Raw genomic sequence first — 17,056 nt, forward strand, 5'->3', positions numbered from 1 at the left:
CGCTCCATGAGCACATCGAAATCCACGCCGCCGGCCGCGGCATTGATCGACGAACGCATCGAGAGCCTGGGCGGCTGGCGCAGCGAGATGCTGGCCGCGCTGCGGGCGCTGATCCACGAGGCTGACCCCGACATCGTCGAGGAGTGGAAATGGAGCAATCCGGTCTGGTCGCATGACGGCATCGTCTGCACCGGCGAGGCCTACAAGAGCGCCGTGAAGATGACCTTTCCCAAGGGCGCTTCGCTGGCCGACCCCAAAGGTCTCTTCAACTCCAGCCTGGAAGGCAATGTGCGTCGCGCCATCGACTTCAAGGAAGGCGACAAGATCGACAAGGCGGCGCTGAAAGCCTTGATCAAGGCGGCTGTGAAAGCCAACCAAAAGGCCTAAGCCTTCATCGCCGCCTTGTAGACCGACTGGCGCGGCTGGGCCATCAGCCTTCTGAGCATGGGCTCGAAGAACGCCAGCGGCAGCGCCTGGGCGTGCGGGTCGAAAGCCGGGTTGTCGTAGCGCTCGACGAACTCGGCCGTGCGCCCGAAATGCGGGTGGCCGCGGAACTGCTCGCGCATGTCGCGGTCCAGGCCGATGTGGTGGAAGAAGTTGTGGCCCTGGAAGATGCCGTGCTGCTGCACCATCCACAGGTTCTCTTCCGTCACGAAGGGCTTGAGGATGGCGGCGGCGATGTCGGGGTGGTTGAACGAGCCCAGCGTGTCGCCGATGTCGTGCAGCAGCGCGCAGCAAACGTACTCCTCGTCGCGCCCGTCGCGATGGGCCAGCGTGGCGGTCTGCAGGCAGTGCGTCAGCCGGTCGACCGGGAAGCCGCCGAAGTCGCCGTCCAGCAGGCGCAGATGCTCGAGCACGCGGTCAGGCAGGCTGCGGGCCATCTTCATCGCCTCGGGCACGATGAGACCCCAGTCTTCGCGGCTGCTTTCGTCCATGCGGGTGAAGGTGGCGCGTGCGGTCATGACGGCTCCAAGCGGTGCGGCGATTCTGCGCGGCCGGCGCGGTGAGGGGCTGTCACCTGCGGCACTGTGCGGCAACCGCTATCCCGCCGCCACGATCACATGGGCCTGGATCTTGCCCGCCACCACGCCTTCGCCGTGGCGGCTGGCGATCGCCTCGGTGGCACGGTCGATGGCGAGCTGGAGCAGGCTGGCGTCGCGTGCCTCGATCTCGTTGCGCAGCGGTGTTCCCTGGCAATAGGCCGTGGCGGCGGCGCGAGCCGAGGATGCGTGACTCAGCTTCGCGCGCGTGTCGATCGTGATCTCGGTGAAGCCCGCGCGACTCAGGTCCGCGCGGATCAGCGCAACGTCGTGATAGCCGTGCGGTGTGCGGGCGAGAAAGCGCGGCGGGTCGTGCGCGAACACCGTGGCGACGGCGTGAGTGACCTCGTCGGCAAAGGCGTTCTCCTCGATGCGGTCCCAGACGGTGAAGACAAAGCGCCCGCCGGGGCTGAGCACGCGCCGCGCCTCCGCGTAGCCGGCGGCGCGATCAGGAAAGAACATCGCACCGAACTGGCAGCAGACGACGTCGAAGGCGCCGTCGTCGAAGGGCAGGGCCAGTGCATCCGCCTGCCGCCATTCGATGCGGCTGTCGGCGCCTTGCTGGCTGGCGGCGTAGTCGAGCATGGGCTGGTTGAGGTCGGTCACCACGTAGCGCGCGGCGGCGCCGAGTCTTGGCGCCAGCGCGCGGGTGACCGCGCCGCTGCCGGCGGCTGTTTCGAGCACGGTGCGCGGCGAGCCGGCCGCGACCAGCGCCGCCGTGTCGGCGGCATAGCCGTCGAAGATCAGCGGGACCATCAAGGTGTCGTAGAGCCTCGGAATCGAGCCCGCGAACAGCTTGTCGCTCGTCTTGTCGCTGTCAGCCATGAGGTTCCCTTCGATGTTGCCGTCAAAGCGCCGCCGGCGTGGTGTCGCCAAAGCGCGTGGCGGGAAGTGCCAGACTGATGACGGCGCCCCCACCGGCGCGGTTGGCCGCCCAGACGCGGCCATCGTGAGCCTCGGCGATGCGCCGGCAGATCGCCAGGCCCAGGCCCGTGCCGCCGGCGGCGTTCTTCGTCGCGCTGGACTGCACGAAGGCCTCGAAGATGCTTTCCAGCTCGTCCGGCGGAATGCCGGGGCCGCGGTCGGCGACGTCGACGCGCACTTCGTCGGCCGCATCGTCCTGCCAGGCGGTCACCTCGATGTGGCCGCCCACGGGCGAGAAGCGGATGGCATTGGCGAGCAGGTTGCGCAGCAGTTGCTGCAGGCGTCGCGGGTCGGCCAGCACGACGAGGTCCTCGTCGCCCAGGGCCATGGCCAGGCTGAGCTGACGTGCGGCCAGCAGGGGCTCGAGTTCGCGGCCGACCTCGACGGCCAGTGGCCTCAGGTCCAGGCGCTCAGGATGCAGCGGTTCTGCGCCGCGCTCGATCTTGCTGAGGTCGAGCAGGTCGTTGACGAGGCTGAGCATGCGCTGGCCGGCGTGGTGCACGTCGCCGAAGAGCTCGGCCAGGCGGGGCTCGGCACGCGCGCGCCGCGCGCCGATCTCGGAGAAGCCGAGGATGGACTGCAGCGGTGTGCGCAGCTCGTGGCTGACGTTGGCGATGAAGTCGGACTTGGCCCGCGAAGCGTGCAGGGCGGCGTCGCGGGCGGCGCGCGTGGCGCGCTCGGCCTCGCGGAATTCGCTGATGTCCATGAAGCAGACGACGATGCCCATGGGTCGGCCGTGGGCGTCGGGAAAGGTGGACTTGCTGATGTAGAGGTCGCGCCGGCGGCCATCGCCGCCTTGCCAGACGGCCTCGTAGTTCATTTCGCCGCCGCGCGCCAGCAGCTCGGCGTCGCGGCTGTCGTGCAGGGCGGCCTCCTCGGGGCGCAGATAGCTGGCGGCCTTGCGGCCCAGCACCTCGCTGCGGCGCCGGCCGGTGAACTGCTCCCAGGCGCGGTTGACGTCGAGGTAGCGGTTGTCGCTGTCCAGCACCGACGTGGGCAGCGGGCTGCTGGACAGCAGCGAGCGCGCCAGGCCGAGCTGGGCGCGCAGTTCGGCCTGGGCGCGCATCAGGCCGCTGACGTCGGCCGCGCTGCCCACCCATTCGAGGACACCGGCCTGGCGGCGCAGCGGCACCAGGTGGATCTCGAAGCTGCGCGCCTTGCCGTCGGCCGCGATCCAGTCGGCGCGCAGTTCGTGCGGCCGGGCTTCGTGAACGTCGCCGGCCGCGAACAGCGTGGCCACGGCCGGCGAGCCGCCGAACAGCTCCTGCAGCGGCCGGCCCAGCACCTGGGCGACGGGATGGCCGCTGAGGCGGGCATAGCCCTCGTTGATGAAGGTCACCTGGCCGGCTGCGTTGGTGCGGAACAGCAGGTCCTGCACGCTGCCGAAGATGGCGCTGAGCTCGCGCTCACGCTCGGCGACCTGCCGCTGGGCCTCGTCGAGATCCAGCATGGAGCGCTCGCGCGCGTGCAGGGCCACCGCGCCCACGGCCGACAGCACCAACAACGCGGCGGCGATGCCGATGGCGGGCAGGCCGAGGTCCCATGCGGTGGACAGCCACTGGGTGCGCAACTCGTCCAGGGGCAGTTCAACGACGACGACGAGGGGGCGGGTGCGCAGTGCGCGAAAGGCACCGAGCTGCTCGGCGTCGCGCAGGCCCGGGCCGTCCCAGCGGCCGTATTCGCTGCCCGTGCGCACGCGCGCCAGCGGGCCGGTGGGCAGTTGCAGCGAGGCCAGGCGTTCACCTGCCAGGTGGTCGGCACCGGCGGTCACGGCGAGCAGCCGGCCGTCCAGGTCGACGAGTGCCGCCGCGGCGCGAGCGTCGTTCAGCGTCAGTTCCTGGAAGTTGGCCAGTGCGTCGGGGTTGAGCAGGGCGGCGAGCAGGGCCGGTCGCCCGCCGGGGGTCCTGATGCCGCGCAGCAGCGGGATGAAGCCCACCCCCGGCGGTACGACGGCGGCCGTGCTGCCTGGTGCGACTCCGGCGAGGCTGGCCAGGCTGCGCGCGGCGACGAAGCCGCCGAGCGAGTCCTGGCCCAGGGCTGGCAGCGGGCCAAGCCTGGCCGTGGCGATCTGCGCACCGCGGTCGGCGGGGTCGGCGGCGGCCAGCACGTGGCCGGCCTCGTCGAGCAGGGCGACGCCGCGCAGGAAACCCAGGCTGGCCTGGGTCTGGCCGAGCAGGGCCTGCAGCACCTCGGGTGGAGCACCGCGCTCGGCCACGTCGGCCAGGCCGGCCAGGGCCAGCTGGGCGGCGTCCAGACTGCGGCTGGCGTGGTCCTCGAGCACGCGCGCGAGCAGCGCCTGGCGGGCGGCGGCCTCGGTCGTCTGCTCGCGCTTCTCGCGCCAGATGCTGTAGCCCGCGCCGGCGAGCAGCGTGGCCGCGAGCAGGACGCCGGCGCTGGCTGTGATGATGCTTGGGCGCCAGCGACTCCGGTGGGGCATGTCAGAGCTCCCCTGCGGGCCGAGCGCCGGGCCTGCCATGGGCCAGAGGTCCATGTCCTTCCGTAGGCACAAGCAGTCCGCAGGGACTGCTTGTGTCCGACTCCAGTTCCCAAGCCGGCCCGCGCAGGCGATGTGCTTGGCGGTCGATCCGCCAAGCATCGCCGCCCCCTCGGGGGGCGGGCCAAGGTACGCCTTGGACCGGGGGCCTCATTTCTCGCGCACGATGGCGCTGAGGCCGTGGCGCTTGGCGGCGGCCTGCAGCCGGCCGTCGCGCTGGATACGCCCGACGAATTCATCCACAGCCGTCAGCCAGGCGGCGTCGCCGGGCTTGACGGCATAGGCATAGGGCAGCACGAAGAAGGGCGTGGGCGGCGCGACGAGGCGGGCCCAGTCGGCGTTGTCCAGCAGGCGGCGGCTGTAGGGGTAATCGGTCATGAAGGCGTCCACGCGGCCGGCCTCGAGTTCGCGCTCGCGGGTGTCGGGTGGCCGCACGACGACGAGGTGAGCCTGTTTGAGGGCACCCGCCATGACGGGTTCCATGAAGGTGCCGGCCTGCACGGCGATGCGCACGCCGGGGCGGTCCAGGTCTTGCCAGCTCTTCACGACGCGGCTGCTGCGCGTTGTCACCGCATAGATGTCGCTTTCCAGATAGGGCCGGCTGAAGCGCAGTGCTTGAGCGCGTTGTGGCGTCATGCCGACGGCGAACATCGCAACGTCGCAGCGGTCGCGCAGCAGGTCGTCGATGAGGGTCGCGAAAGAGGAGTCGACATAGACGGGCTTGACCTTGAGGTCGGCGGCGAAGGCGGCCGACAGGTCGATGTCAATGCCCGACAGCTGGCCGGTGCGCGGGTTGCGCAGCGAGATGCCGTAGTAGTCGGGCCAGATGCACACCCGCAACTCGCCGCTGTCCTGCACGCGCTGCGAAGGGGTTGTGTTGTTGGGGGCCGCTGAAACCGGTGCGGCGGCGACGGTGGCCAAAAAGCCGAGAAGGCCGAGCAGCGCGGCAGCCAGCCGCGTCATGCCCTCTCTCCGGCGCGCGTCGCGTTGACGCGGTCGCGCAGCGCGATCAGCTCGGGGGCATGGGCCAGGAAGGCGGCGACGATGGCCGGGTCGAAGGCGCTGCCGGCCTGCTCGGCCAGCATCGCCAGCGCGCGGTCGTCGGCGCGGGCCGGGCGGTAGCTGCGGGGCAGGGTCAGTGCGTCGAAATAGTCCACGACGGCAACGATACGCCCAGACAGCGGAATGGTCTCGCCACTGAGGCCTTCGGGATAACCGCTGCCGTCCCAGCGCTCGCGGTGGTACAGGGCGATTTCGGCCGCCAGGGCGAAAAGGGGCAGGCTCGAGCCGCTGAGCAGGGCCGCGCCACGGTGCGGCTGGGTGCGCCGGCGGTGGCGCTCTTCCTCGGCCGTCAGCGGCCAGGGCGGTACGGCGCTGGCAGGGCTGACGTCGAGCTCGCCGATGTCGTGCAGGGGCGCGGCCAGGCGCAGTTGGCGGGCGCTGTCGGCGTCCATGCCCACATGCAGGGCCAGGGCCTCCGCCAGATGCCCGAGCCGCACGCGATGGGCGCTGCGGTCAAGGTCATGGCCCTCGTCGAGGGCAGGATGGGGCAGCGCCAGCGGGGGTGTGGATGGGGCGAAGGCGGCGGTGAACAACATGGCTAGCTCCGTATCGGTGCCGCATTCTCCGATGCGATCATTTTTATCAAATATTCCAGCTCGGCGATTGCCGGCAAATTCGGCAAAATATCGCAAGTGAACCGTACCCCCTCCACGCCCGACACCTGTTCGACCACCGAAGCCGCCCAACAGCTGGGCATGGCTGTGCGCTCCGTGCAGCTGATGGTCGACCGTGGCGAATTGCAGGCCTGGAAAACGCCAGGCGGCCACCGCCGCATCCTGCGCAGTTCGCTGGAGGCCTGGCTCGCCGCCCGCGCCGGCCGTGCGACGACAGCGCTGCCAGGCACTGGCGCCCGAGCGAACGAACGCCCCTTGACCTTGCTGCTCATCGAGGATTCGGTGCACTTCCAGAACCTCATCAGCCTGGTCGTCAAGCGCGAACTGCCCGAGGCCGAGCTGCACGTCGCCTCCGACGGCATCGCCGGCCTGGCCATGGCCGGCCGCCTGGAACCGGACGTGCTGCTCATCGACATCCTGCTGCCGGGCATCGACGGCGCGGCGCTGATCACCAGCCTGCGCTCGCACCCACAGTTCGCGCGCAGCCGCCTCATCGTTGTGACCGCGCTGGACGAGGCGCAGCGTGCGCCGTATGCCTTTGCGCTGGAGGGCGTGCCGCTGGTGCACAAGACGGCCCTGGTCACCGAGCTGCCACCGCTGCTGGCCGAGGCCGCAGCGGCTCAGCCGGCCTGAGCGCGCGCATACCTATGCCCGCGCGCTTGCTGCTGATCGAGGATGACGTCTCGATTGCCCGCTTCGTCGAATTGGCTCTCGAGGAGCTGCCGGACCATGACCCGGCGGCGCCGGCGGTCGAGCTGAGCGTCGTACGCCGCCTGGCCGATGCCCGCGACGCGCTGGCTGGCGGCGGCTGGCAGCTCGTCGTCAGCGACCTGATGCTGCCCGACGGCTCCGCCGAAACCCTGCTCGCAGAGGGCCTGGCCCAGGCTGCCGGTGCGCCACCGTGGGTGATTTTCAGCGCTGGCGTTCACCCCGACCATCATGCGGCGCTGGCCGCCCGCGGCGTCGTGCGCACGTTGCGCAAACCCGTGCCGCTGACCGAGTTGCTGGACACGGTCAGCGAGCTGCTGCGGGGGCGTGCCCTGGCCACCGCACCGGTCGCGGCCTTGGCCACGGGCGTTGACCCGGTGCTGCAGCATTTCGGCGGCGATCGGGCCCTGTACGAGAGTTTTCGCGCCGGCTGCCTGGACCGCTTTGCGGATGATCTCGCGCAGGGCAATGCGGCCGTCGCCAGCGGCGATGCGCCCGCACTGCGCCGCGTCGCTCATGGCCTGAAGGCCGTGCTGGAGCTGCTGGGCCATCCCGCCCTGGCCGCCCAGGCCCGCGCGCTGGAGATGGCGGCGGCGGACGGGGCGCCAGGCAGGCCCTTGCCCGACGGCTGGCTGCCGCTGTCGCGGGCGCTGGCCGAACTGCGTCGTCGCGCCTAGGCGATTTTCGCCGCGGCCGCCTTGCAATATTTGGCAAATCCAGCGCGACGCCACCCGTTCAGGGGCGGTTGCATTGATCATTCGTATTAATAGATTTGATAATCAGCGCAAAATCCCGAGTCATGTTCCTATGCCTGTCCCCTGCCGATGCCGTGTTGCCCGATCCAGGCGCTTGCAGCCTGYCGTCTGCTTTTGAAGGGGCGGGCATGACGACAAGCCAGGTTCTCTACGTCGAGGACGATCCCGTCAACGTGATGCTGATGCAAGGCATCCTGGAGCTGCGCCCCGGCTGTAGCCTGCTGGTGGCGCGCAGCGGCGCGGATGCCCGACGCCTGGTGGCGCAGGATCGCGTCGATTTGCTGTTGTGCGATCTGCGCCTGCCCGATATTGGTGGCGACGAATTGCTGACCCAGCTGCGCGCTGCCGGCCTGCCCGACGGTGTGCCGGCCCTGCTGGTGACGGCCGAGTCCGAGTTCGTCGCTTCCCAGCTGGCGCGCCGCCATGGCTTTGACGGCTACTGGAACAAGCCTCTTGACCTAGCCGCCACGCTGCGCAGCCTTGAGCATTGGCTTCGCGGCCAATGAATTTGCGGGCCGAGCGCCGGATCGTCCCCTAGCCGGCCAGCCTCGGGCGAGAGGGGCTCCTCGCTACAAATCTTTGCGCATCGGCCATACGAGCTTGCGTGAATCGGGCGATTCTCTGGTTCAAGAAACCGGAGAGGTCCCCATGAAAAACCGCCGCTTTGTGCTGAGCAGTGCCGCCGCCCTGGCTGGCGGCGTCATGCTGGCAGCGCGCCGCAGCCAGGCGGCTGTTGCGGTTGCAGCTCCGGCCCTGAGCGCCGATGAGCGCGCCCTGCACGCGCTCAACCGCCTGGGCTACGGCCCGCGCCCGGCTGACGCCGCCGCCATCGCCGCGCAAGGCGCCGACAAATGGCTGGAGCGCTTCCTCAGCGAGCAACTGGAACCGCGCCGCCTGCCGCAGCCTGAAGGCCTGAGCGCCCGCCTGGCCAGCCTGGAGGTGCTCCAACTCGGCCAGGCCGAGCTGCTGGGTCGCTACCGCGAGGCGGTGAAGGCCGCTCGCGAGGCCCGGCGTGAGCAGGCCCAAGGCATGAAGACCGATGCCGATGCGATCAATGCAGTGCGCGACAAGATCCGCCCCCTCGTCGGCCAGGCCGCGACGGCCCGTCTGTCGCGTGCGCTGCTGAGCCCGGCCCAGCTCGAAGAGGTGCTGACCGAGTTCTGGTTCAACCACTTCAACGTCTTTGCGGGCAAGAACGCGGTCGGCGTGCTCGTGGCCGATTACGAGCAGCGCGCCATCCGGCCCCATGTGCTCGGGCGCTTCCGCGACATGCTGGGCGCAACCGCCAAGCACCCGGCCATGCTGATCTACCTCGACAACGCCCAGAGCGTCGTCGCCGGCTACGCGCCGCCGCAGCGCGCGCGCCGCTTCCTGGCCGAGCGGCCGGAGCTGAAGGCCCGGGTGCCCAGCGGCCTCAACGAGAACTACGCCCGCGAGCTGATGGAACTGCACACGCTGGGCGTGGACGGTGGCTACGCCCAGCGTGACGTGACCGAGCTAGCGCGCATGTTGACCGGCTGGGGCCTGGACACGCGCAAGGCGCTGGTCGGCGGCACGGGCGACCTGTTCGCCTTCGAGCCGCGCAAGCATGACAACGGCAGCAAGACCTGGCTGGGCCATAGCGTCAAGGGCGCCGGCCAGGCCGAGGGCGAGCACGCGCTGGACGTGCTGGCCACCCATCCCGCCACGGCCCGCCATCTGGCCACCAAGTTCGCCCAGGCCTTTGTGGCCGACGACCCGCCGGCCAGCCTGGTGCAAAAGCTCGCCGACAACTTCAAGGCCACGGGCGGCGACCTGCGCGAGTTCGCGCGCACCTTGATCCGCGCCGATGAGTTCTGGAGCCGCGAGGCCTACCAGGCCAAGTTCAAGACGCCCTACCAATACCTGCTGTCCAGCCTGCGCGCGCTGGACCTGCAGCCGGCCGACCCGCGCAATCTGCTCGCCGCGCTGGCGCAGGCGGGCCAGCCTCTTTACGGCGCACAAACGCCCGATGGCTACAAGAACACTGCGGCCGCCTGGCGCAACCCCGAGGCGCTGACGCAGCGCGTGCAACTGGCGACGACGCTGGGCCAGCGCAGTGGCATCAGCGCCGAGAAGCTGACCAGCACCCTGGGTGCGTCGGTCAGTGAACCCACGCGCCGCACGTTGGCGACCGAGCCTGTGGGCCAGCAGGTTGCCCTGCTGCTCGCCAGCCCCGATTTCATGAAAAGGTGACCGCCATGTTGCGTCGTCAATTGCTGCACTTCGGTGCCTTCACCCTCGGCGGCCTGCCTGTGTCTCTGGTGCACGCCCAGGGGGGCACCCAGAAGAAGCTCGTCGTCGTCATGCTGCGCGGCGCGGTGGACGGCCTGTCGGTCGTCGCGCCCTATGGCGAGCGCGAGTACGCCACCAGCCGCCCGCAGATTGCGCTCGCGGCACCGGGCGCGGAGGATGGCCTCATCAAGCTCGATTCGCTGTTCGGCCTGCATCCATCCTTGAGCCCACTGAAGCGCCACTGGGACGGCGGCCAGCTCGCCTTCGTGCATGCCAGCGGCTCGCCCGACCCGACGCGCTCGCATTTCGACGCCCAGGACTACCTCGAGTCCGGTACGCCGGGTCGCAAGTCCACGCCCGATGGCTGGATGAACCGGCTGCTGACGGCCCTGCCGGGTGAGCCGGCGCCAACGCGCGCGATCAGCCAGGGCAGCACGCCGCCGCGCATCTTTGCCGGCACGGCCAGCGTCGCCAGCCTCGGCCTGGGGCCCAATGCGATGCAGCGCCGCGCCATCGACGACCCGCAGATGCAAAGCGGGTTGGCCAAGCTCTATGCCAACGATGCGCAGCTCAGCGGCACGCTGCGCGACACCACCCAGGGCCGCGGCGAGATGAGCCGCAGYATGGCGGCGGGCGAGGGAAAGTCCATGGATCCGAGCGCCGACGCCGGTGCGCCGTCCGCGCGCAGCTTCGCCGCTGATGCGCGGCGCCTGGGTACCTTGATCCGCAAGGACGCCCACACCCAGCTTGCCTTCACGGCGGTGGGCGGCTGGGACACCCATGTCAACCAAGGCGCCGCCCGCGGCCAGCTCGCCAACCGCCTGGCCAGCCTGGGCGAGGGCCTGGATGCGCTGAGCGTGGGCCTGGGCGACACCTACAGGGACACCGTCATCGTCGTCGTCAGCGAGTTCGGCCGCACGTTGCGCCAGAACGGCAACGGCGGCACCGACCATGGCCGCGGCAACGTCATCTGGCTGCTCGGCGGCCCGGTCGCCGGCGGGCAGATGCTGGGCGAATGGCCGGGCCTGGACGCCAGCGCGCTGGCCGACGGACGTGACCTGGCCGTGCGCACTGACTTCCGCCAGGTGCTGACGCCGTTGCTGCAGCGCCATCTCGGCCTGTCGGAAACCGCACTGGCAACAGTGTTTCCCCAAGCCCCGCAAACTTGGCGTTATGCGGACAAGCTGCTGCGTGCCTGAGGCGCCGGCAGCCGCGTTCTAACGAATGGGAGAACGACATGATGCGAAGCGCTTCCTCGTTGTTCGGGCTGTGCCTGKGGGGCGCGGTGCTGGCCTACTGCTTCCTTGTCGCGGTCGGCGCCTGAAAGCCGCCCGCCCCCCACGAACGAAGTCATCCCGCCGCGGCGCGGGGCGTTGAGGCTGGCAGCATCCCGCCACCTTCAGCGTCTCGCCCCATGCGCCACACCGCTCTCGCCCTGCTGATCCTTGCCTGCAATGCTCAGGCTGCCCCCCGTTGCGACGCCGTCAGCGTCGAGTATTCCGCGCCGCGTCTGGTGCCGCTGGCGGGTCATGTGTCGGTCAAGCGCCTGGTCGCACGGCCGGAGCGCGAGCTGGACGACAGCGACCCCGAGTACAAGCCGCGCTCACCCCACGACACGGCGGCCTTCCATCGTCTGGTGACCATCGACTCGACGAAGGAGGGCGTGCCCCGCGTCAACACCATCGAGATCTACACGCTGCAGGGCCCCAAGCGCGTCTGGCGGCTGGACTTCGCCGAGCTGGCCCAGAACGTCGAGGTGCAGTGGCTGAACGAGGATCTGCTTTTCCTGCGCGCCTGGTGGGGCCGCATCGTTTCGACCGAGCTGCTGTTCGAAGTCAGCAGCGGGCGCTTCCTGTATGCCAAGGAGGCCAACTACGGCCTGATGATCCAGCCCTGCGAAGAGCTTCAGGCGAAGTAGCTGCGTTCAGCCGACGCGCTTGGCCGCCGCAAGTTCCTTGGTGGACAGCACCCGGGGCTTCGCAACGGGAGTGCCGGTCTGCGGATCGAAGAAGGGGCTGGCGCGGTAGGTCCCGCGCAGACGGCCCATGATGATCATGGCAAGGGTCTTGGCGATGCCGCTGAACATGCCCGCCGCTCTCGGCTTGCTGTCGCCCAGGGCGCCGTCGACGCCCACACGCATCGTGACCGGTCCGAACGACGCCGCGAGCGCAGCCTTGTCCTGACCGAGGCCCGTATGGATCAGGCCGACGAAATCGGCCTTCCGGTCTGCGAGAGTGTTGCCGATCGGCGTGCGGCAGCAGCTCGCGTACCAGCGCAGCATGCCTTTGTCGGTCAGGCGGATGCAGGTCAGCCGGTCCTGGCCCTGCGTGAACACGACGTGAGAGGCCGGGACCTGCACGATGTCGCTGCCGCCCTGGTTGTCCAGCGCGTCTTGCGTGCCCAGGTATCGGGCAAAGGCCTGGCAGTCGGAGCAATAGCAGACACAGCGATTGGACGGGCGTGTGGGCTGCAGCAGGCCGCGGAGCTGGCCGCAGCGGCACTGGATGGAGTAGGTGTCGGGCATGGGACGGTTGTACCAGCCGCCCCTTCCGGTTTTGTCATCAGCCGAAGTAGCCCAGGTTCTTCACGTTGAAGTTGGCCAGGTGGGGGAAAACCGCGCCCAGGTCGGCCGCGCCGACACCGAACCAACTGGCCAGCGTCGCGCTCATCTGGTCGACCGACGTGGTCGGCAGCCAGCGGCCCTCGTCGGACATGTCGTCCGGCCCGGCGAGCACGAGCTGGGGCATGCGGCCGTAGAGCCCGCCCTTGACGGCGCCGCCGAGCACGAACTGGTGGTTGCCCCAGGCGTGGTCGGTGCCGCCGCCCGAAGCGGGTTGCAAGGTGCGCGCGAAATCGCTGGCGGTGAAGGTGGTCACCGCGTTGGCAACGCCGAGCTGCTGCATCGCGTCGTAGAAGGCCTTCAGCGCGGGGCCGAGGTCCGAGAACAGGGCCTGCTGCTGGTTGAGCTGGTCGTTGTGGGTGTCGAAGCCGCCCATGCTGACGAAGAAGAGCTGGCGCGTGGCGCCCAGGCCCGAGCGGCCTTCGATCATCTTGGCCACCGTCAGCAACTGCTGGGCGACGTTGCTGCCCAGTCCGTTGAAGAGGCCGGCGATGCTGCCGGTGCCGGACAGGGCCGTGTTCAAGGCATTGCTGGCCTTGATGGCCTGGTTGAGCACGCTGGCGGCGGCGCGTTCCTCGGAATTGCCGTAGGGCTGCTGCAGCAGGCCCTGGTAGAGCTGGTAGAGGGGGCTGGCGCTGGGGTTGTTGCCAAAGCCCTTGATCGCGAAGCTGGTGCCGCTGCCGACGGTCAGGCCCGAGTTGGTCGCGCCGTTCATGAAGACGTTGTTGCCGCTGACCGAGAGGGCCATGGGCACGACGCCGTTGGCGGCCTGCAGGTCGGCGATGCGGCCGCCCCAACCGGCGGTCGACGGCATCGCGTTGCCGCTGAAGGCCTGGCCGCGCTGCCACTGGTCCTGCTGGTCGTCGTGGGAGAACAGGTTGCTCGGCCGCTGGGCATTGGCCGCATTGAACTCGGCCTTGGTCATGGGCTTCACGAGCGGCCCGACGTTGGCCTGCACGGCCAGGTGGCCCTGGTTCCAGATGTCGGCCAGCGGCGTCAGCGCCGGGTGCAGGCCGACGCCGCCGCCGTTCAGCGGTGCGAGGGCCGATTGCGGCAGCGTCAGCCCACCCGCACCGGCCGTGCCGCGCGCCTTCGCGTAGGCGGCGTAGCCGGCGGTGTCCATCGGCACGACCATGTTGTTGCCGTCGTTGCCGCCGTAGAGGAAGACGCAGACGAGAGCGCGGTAGTCGCTGCCCAGCAGCGGCGCAGCGAGCGAGGGCAGGGCAGAGGCACCGGCGAAGGCGGCGGCGTGGGAGAGCAGATGGCGTCGGGACAGCATTTCAGTTCTCCACCAGGTATTCGGGGGACATCGCGGCGAGGAACAGTGCAGCTTTCGCGCGATCCAGCGGCTTGGTGGCCGGCGCGATCTGCGCTGCCTTCAGAAGTGCAGCTTGCAAGGCACTGCTGGCGCGCCCGGCGAAGAGCACGCGGTTGATCTCGGCGACGAGGCTGGTCGGCGTTGCGGCCAGAGCCTGCCAGCGGGTCAGGTCGATCTTGGTACCGGTGGCGCCGGGCACAGAAGCGTCGGCCGCCACGCCCTTGCCGTTCAGCGCCGTCTGCAGCACGCCGCTCAACTTGAAGGCGGCGCTGGCGTTGAAGACGCCAAAGGCCGGGCCATCCAGGGCCGGGTTGTCGGGCAGGTCGTAGTCGGGCGGGAAGAAGTTGAAGACGCTGGCCGGGCTGTAGACCGTCTGGCCCAGGCTCGCGGCCTGGCTGCGCAGCCAGATGCCATCGCTGACGCCGCCCAGGGCGCGCAGCAGATGCGTCAGTTGCAGGATGGGCTCACGCAGCTTGCCGAAGCTGGCAGGCGCCTGTGGGGAGGCGGCCTCGGCATCGGTCAGGATGGCCGTCAGCACGGCCTTCATGTCGCCGCGCTTGCTGCGCTGGCCATTGACGATGGCCCCGCCGTTGAAGGCCGTGGCCACGCGCTGCACATAGGCCGGGCTGGGGTTGGCCGTGACGAGCTGCTGGATCAACTGGCGGCCGATGAAGGGGCCGACATTGGGGTGGTTGAAGATGTTGTCGATGGCCGCGTCCAGGTCGGCCTGCGCCGTCTGGCCGCCGGGCAGCACGGTGCCGCCCAGCAGCTTCTTTGTGCCCTTGTCGTGGTGGTCGTCGAAGGCGACCATGGGCGCGTCGTAATAGCTCGGGTTGCCGAACTTGTTCTTCGTCGCGCCCGGCCGCGGCGCATACGTCCAGCCGGTGAAGGCGTGGGCGAAGCCCTCGACCGTGTCCTGGTCGTAGCTGGGGATGGGCTGGCCCTTGGCATCGAGCTGCAGGCTGCCGTCGAGGTTGAGCTGGGACAGGCCGATGGAGAACAGCTGCAGCACCTCGCGGGCGTAGTTCTCGTTGGGCTCGATACCCTTGGTCGGGTTGGGCTTGTCGTTGTTGGCCATGTTCAGGAAGCGCCCCATGGCCGGGGACAGCGTCACCTCCTTGAGCACGTCGCGGAAGTTGCCGAAGGCGTTGCGCAAAAAGATGCGCTGGTAGTCGGCCATCGCATTGGGCAGCTTGATGACATTGCCCGACACGACCAGGATCTCCGACAGCGCCAGGGCCGTGCGCTGGCGCAGTTGGTCGGGCTGGTTGACGGCGTTGGCGAAGAACTGCACCTGCACCGGGAACAGCGTGTAGTTGTCGCGTTTGCAGGTGGCCGGCGCGCCCGTGGGGCAGCCCTTGCTCGAGTCGGGGTCRACATACGGCACGCCGCTGAAGTCGGAGTTGGCGAGGTTGAACTGACTCGACAGCCAGCCGGCGCGGCCGCGGGCCATCACATCGGTGACGCTGGCGTCCGTCGGCCCGAAGCTGGCCTGGCCGAGGAAGCGGCGCGCCTCAGACTCCGTCATGGCCGACGGCGGCAGATCGTTAGCCAGCGCTGGCCAGCTCAGGCTGGTCAGCGCGGCCAGCAGGCAAAGTCGGGCGAGAGTCATTTCAGTCTCCGAAGCGGCGCGATTGTTGGAGCCGGCCAGTCGTGTCGTCTCGCCACCAGTTGTGCGCTTTCGTAAGCAAACGCTGCTGCCCGTTGCGGACCTTGTACGGACTGTCCGCCACCTGTCCGCGGACACATGTCACGGTTGCAAGTCGTTGATTTTTCACGCGGCGCGTGCTGGCACATCCCTTGCGGAAGACAGGGCATGAACACCCGCTTTCGCGACACTTCGGAACAGGACCGCCCCCTCGCTCAAAAGTCCCGGCGCTGGCCGCTGCTGCTGGCCGGCGGCGCGGTCGTCGTGGCCGTGCTCGTGCTGGTGAGCGGCGGCCGAATCAAGCAGATGCTGTCCGCCGACTCGGCCGTCAGCATCGCCCGGCTGTCCGTGGCCACCGTCGACGTGGCACCGCTGACGCGCGACGTCGCCGGCGAAGGCCGTGTCGTCGCCGCGCAGAGCCCGACGCTGTTCGCGCCCGGCGCCGGCACCGTCACGCTCGCCGTGCAGGCCGGTGACCCGGTCAAGCGCAACCAGGTGCTGGCCCGCGTCGACTCACCCGAGCTGACCAACCGCCTCGCGCAGGAGCGCAGCAATGTCGATGCCTTGCGCGCCGACCTGGCCCGCGCCGAGGTCGAGGCCCGCCAACAGACGGCCGCGCTGCAAAGCGCCTTCGAGAACGCCCGCATCGACCAGCAGACCGCCCAGAACGACCTGGCCCGCCAGACCCAGGCCTTCGAGGCCGGCGCCACGGCGCGCATGCAGGTCGAGCGCGCCCAGGACGCTCTCGCCAAGGCCAAGCTCGCGCACGACCAGGCCCGCGACCTGCGCGGCCTCAAGACCGACAGCCTCAAGCTCGACGTTCAGGCCAAGCAAAGTGCCCTGGCGCGCCAGCAGTTGCTGGTGGCCGACCTGGAGCGCCAGGTGAGCGAGCTGCAGGTGCGGTCACCGGTGGATGGCCAGGTCGGCCAGCTCTTCATTCCCGACCGCACCAATGTCGCCCGCGACACCAAGCTGCTGTCGGTCATCGATCTGTCGGCGCTGGAAGTGCAGATGCAGGTCGCCGAGAGCTTTGCCCGCGAGCTGCAGCCCGGCATGCCCGGCGAGATCACCGGCAACGGGCAGCGCTGGGCCGGCCAGGTCAGCTCGGTGTCGCCCGAGGTCGTCAATGGCGAGGTCAGCGCACGGCTGCGCTTTGCCGGGCAACAGCCCGAGCAGCTGCGCCAGAACCAGCGCCTGTCGGTGCGGGTGCTGCTGGACAAGCGCGACAAGGTGCTGGGCGTGGCCCGCGGCAGCTTCGTCGACGAGAGCGGCGGCAGCTTTGCCTACGTGGTGCGGGGCGGCGTGGCCGAGAAGGTCGCCGTCAAGCTGGGTGCGCGTTCGCTGGAGCGGGTCGAGGTGATCTCGGGCCTGCAGGTCGGAGACCGTGTCGTCATCTCCGGGTCGGACAACTTCAAGGGCGCGGAGCGCGTCCTGATTGCGGATTGAGGGTTGGTCGTGATGTTTGATCAGGTTGGTGCTGCGACGAGTGCTGCTGATCGCTGCATTGCCGGGAGTCCGTCCCGGCAGCCGGGTAACTTTCTTCTGCGGGGCCAGAAGAAAGTCACCAAAGAAGAGGCCCTGAACCGCACACCAGCACCACGTGCACGAGCTGTGCCGTGC

General features: G+C 69.5%; 16 protein-coding genes. 8 read left to right on the plus strand and 8 right to left on the minus strand.

The genetic code is table 11. The features are described from left to right. Positions 1-6 precede the first annotated feature (6 nt). Entirely contained in the window at positions 7-387 is a 381-nt protein-coding gene (locus tag AC1DU6_RS01205) for a DUF1801 domain-containing protein (RefSeq protein ID WP_056205414.1), read from the plus strand. On the opposite strand, the gene AC1DU6_RS01210 is transcribed toward AC1DU6_RS01205, so the two are convergent. From AC1DU6_RS01210 to AC1DU6_RS01230, 5 genes are all read right to left on the minus strand, one after another. Continuing rightward, positions 384-962: an HD domain-containing protein gene (locus AC1DU6_RS01210; RefSeq protein ID WP_056205413.1), complete on the minus strand. Its 579-nt coding sequence runs from the start codon at positions 960-962 to the stop codon at positions 384-386. The two genes, AC1DU6_RS01205 and AC1DU6_RS01210, sit on opposite strands and share 4 nt — an antisense overlap. A 78-nt stretch (positions 963-1,040) precedes the next feature. Continuing rightward, entirely contained in the window at positions 1,041-1,865 is an 825-nt protein-coding gene (locus AC1DU6_RS01215; protein ID WP_477855897.1) for a class I SAM-dependent methyltransferase, read from the minus strand. A gap of 22 nt (positions 1,866-1,887) precedes the next feature. Beyond that, positions 1,888-4,401 carry an ATP-binding protein gene (locus AC1DU6_RS01220; protein WP_477855898.1) on the minus strand — a complete coding sequence of 838 codons (2,514 nt, stop codon included), beginning with the start codon at positions 4,399-4,401 and terminating at the stop codon, positions 1,888-1,890. A 207-nt stretch (positions 4,402-4,608) separates the two neighbouring features. Then, positions 4,609-5,421 carry an ABC transporter substrate-binding protein gene (locus tag AC1DU6_RS01225; RefSeq protein ID WP_477855899.1) on the minus strand — a complete coding sequence of 271 codons (813 nt, stop codon included), beginning with the start codon at positions 5,419-5,421 and terminating at the stop codon, positions 4,609-4,611. Continuing rightward, positions 5,418-6,056, minus strand: a complete 639-nt coding sequence (locus tag AC1DU6_RS01230; RefSeq protein WP_477855900.1) for an HD-GYP domain-containing protein — start codon at positions 6,054-6,056, stop codon at positions 5,418-5,420. Before AC1DU6_RS01230 ends, AC1DU6_RS01225 begins: the two co-directional genes overlap by 4 nt. Before the next feature lie 87 nt (positions 6,057-6,143). On the opposite strand from AC1DU6_RS01230, the gene AC1DU6_RS01235 reads away from it, so the two are divergent. The 6 genes from AC1DU6_RS01235 (at position 6,144) to AC1DU6_RS01260 (ending at position 11,768) form a co-directional block, all read left to right on the plus strand. After that, positions 6,144-6,767, plus strand: a complete 624-nt coding sequence (locus AC1DU6_RS01235; protein ID WP_477855906.1) for a helix-turn-helix domain-containing protein — start codon at positions 6,144-6,146, stop codon at positions 6,765-6,767. A 14-nt stretch (positions 6,768-6,781) separates the two neighbouring features. Then, positions 6,782-7,519: an Hpt domain-containing protein gene (locus AC1DU6_RS01240; protein WP_056205403.1), complete on the plus strand. Its 738-nt coding sequence runs from the start codon at positions 6,782-6,784 to the stop codon at positions 7,517-7,519. A gap of 206 nt (positions 7,520-7,725) precedes the next feature. Then, positions 7,726-8,103: a response regulator gene (locus AC1DU6_RS01245; protein ID WP_056205400.1), complete on the plus strand. Its 378-nt coding sequence runs from the start codon at positions 7,726-7,728 to the stop codon at positions 8,101-8,103. A 142-nt stretch (positions 8,104-8,245) separates the two neighbouring features. Then, on the plus strand, positions 8,246-9,811 hold the full coding sequence (locus tag AC1DU6_RS01250) for a DUF1800 domain-containing protein (RefSeq protein WP_477855901.1): 1,566 nt from the start codon (positions 8,246-8,248) through the stop codon (positions 9,809-9,811). 5 nt (positions 9,812-9,816) lie between these two features. Next, positions 9,817-11,049 (plus strand): DUF1501 domain-containing protein, encoded by a 1,233-nt coding sequence (locus AC1DU6_RS01255; protein ID WP_457320354.1) that lies wholly within the window; start codon positions 9,817-9,819, stop codon positions 11,047-11,049. 215 nt (positions 11,050-11,264) lie between these two features. Next, on the plus strand, positions 11,265-11,768 hold the full coding sequence (locus AC1DU6_RS01260; RefSeq protein ID WP_457320352.1) for a hypothetical protein: 504 nt from the start codon (positions 11,265-11,267) through the stop codon (positions 11,766-11,768). A gap of 6 nt (positions 11,769-11,774) precedes the next feature. Here AC1DU6_RS01260 and AC1DU6_RS01265 read toward each other — a convergent pair whose 3' ends face one another. The 3 genes from AC1DU6_RS01265 to AC1DU6_RS01275 are packed head-to-tail and all read right to left on the minus strand — an operon-like array spanning position 11,775 to position 15,400. After that, positions 11,775-12,374 carry a DUF6151 family protein gene (locus AC1DU6_RS01265; protein ID WP_457320350.1) on the minus strand — a complete coding sequence of 200 codons (600 nt, stop codon included), beginning with the start codon at positions 12,372-12,374 and terminating at the stop codon, positions 11,775-11,777. Between the two features lie 37 nt (positions 12,375-12,411). Next, positions 12,412-13,749 (minus strand): DUF1501 domain-containing protein, encoded by a 1,338-nt coding sequence (locus AC1DU6_RS01270; RefSeq protein ID WP_477855902.1) that lies wholly within the window; start codon positions 13,747-13,749, stop codon positions 12,412-12,414. Between the two features lies 1 nt (position 13,750). Further along, a complete protein-coding gene (locus tag AC1DU6_RS01275) occupies positions 13,751-15,400 on the minus strand; it encodes a DUF1800 domain-containing protein (RefSeq protein ID WP_457320346.1) in 1,650 nt (549 codons plus the stop codon). 204 nt (positions 15,401-15,604) lie between these two features. On the opposite strand from AC1DU6_RS01275, the gene AC1DU6_RS01280 reads away from it, so the two are divergent. Further along, positions 15,605-16,882 carry an efflux RND transporter periplasmic adaptor subunit gene (locus AC1DU6_RS01280; protein WP_477855903.1) on the plus strand — a complete coding sequence of 426 codons (1,278 nt, stop codon included), beginning with the start codon at positions 15,605-15,607 and terminating at the stop codon, positions 16,880-16,882. The last annotated feature ends 174 nt before the right edge of the window (positions 16,883-17,056 follow it).

This window comes from Roseateles sp. P5_B10 (assembly GCF_056400485.1).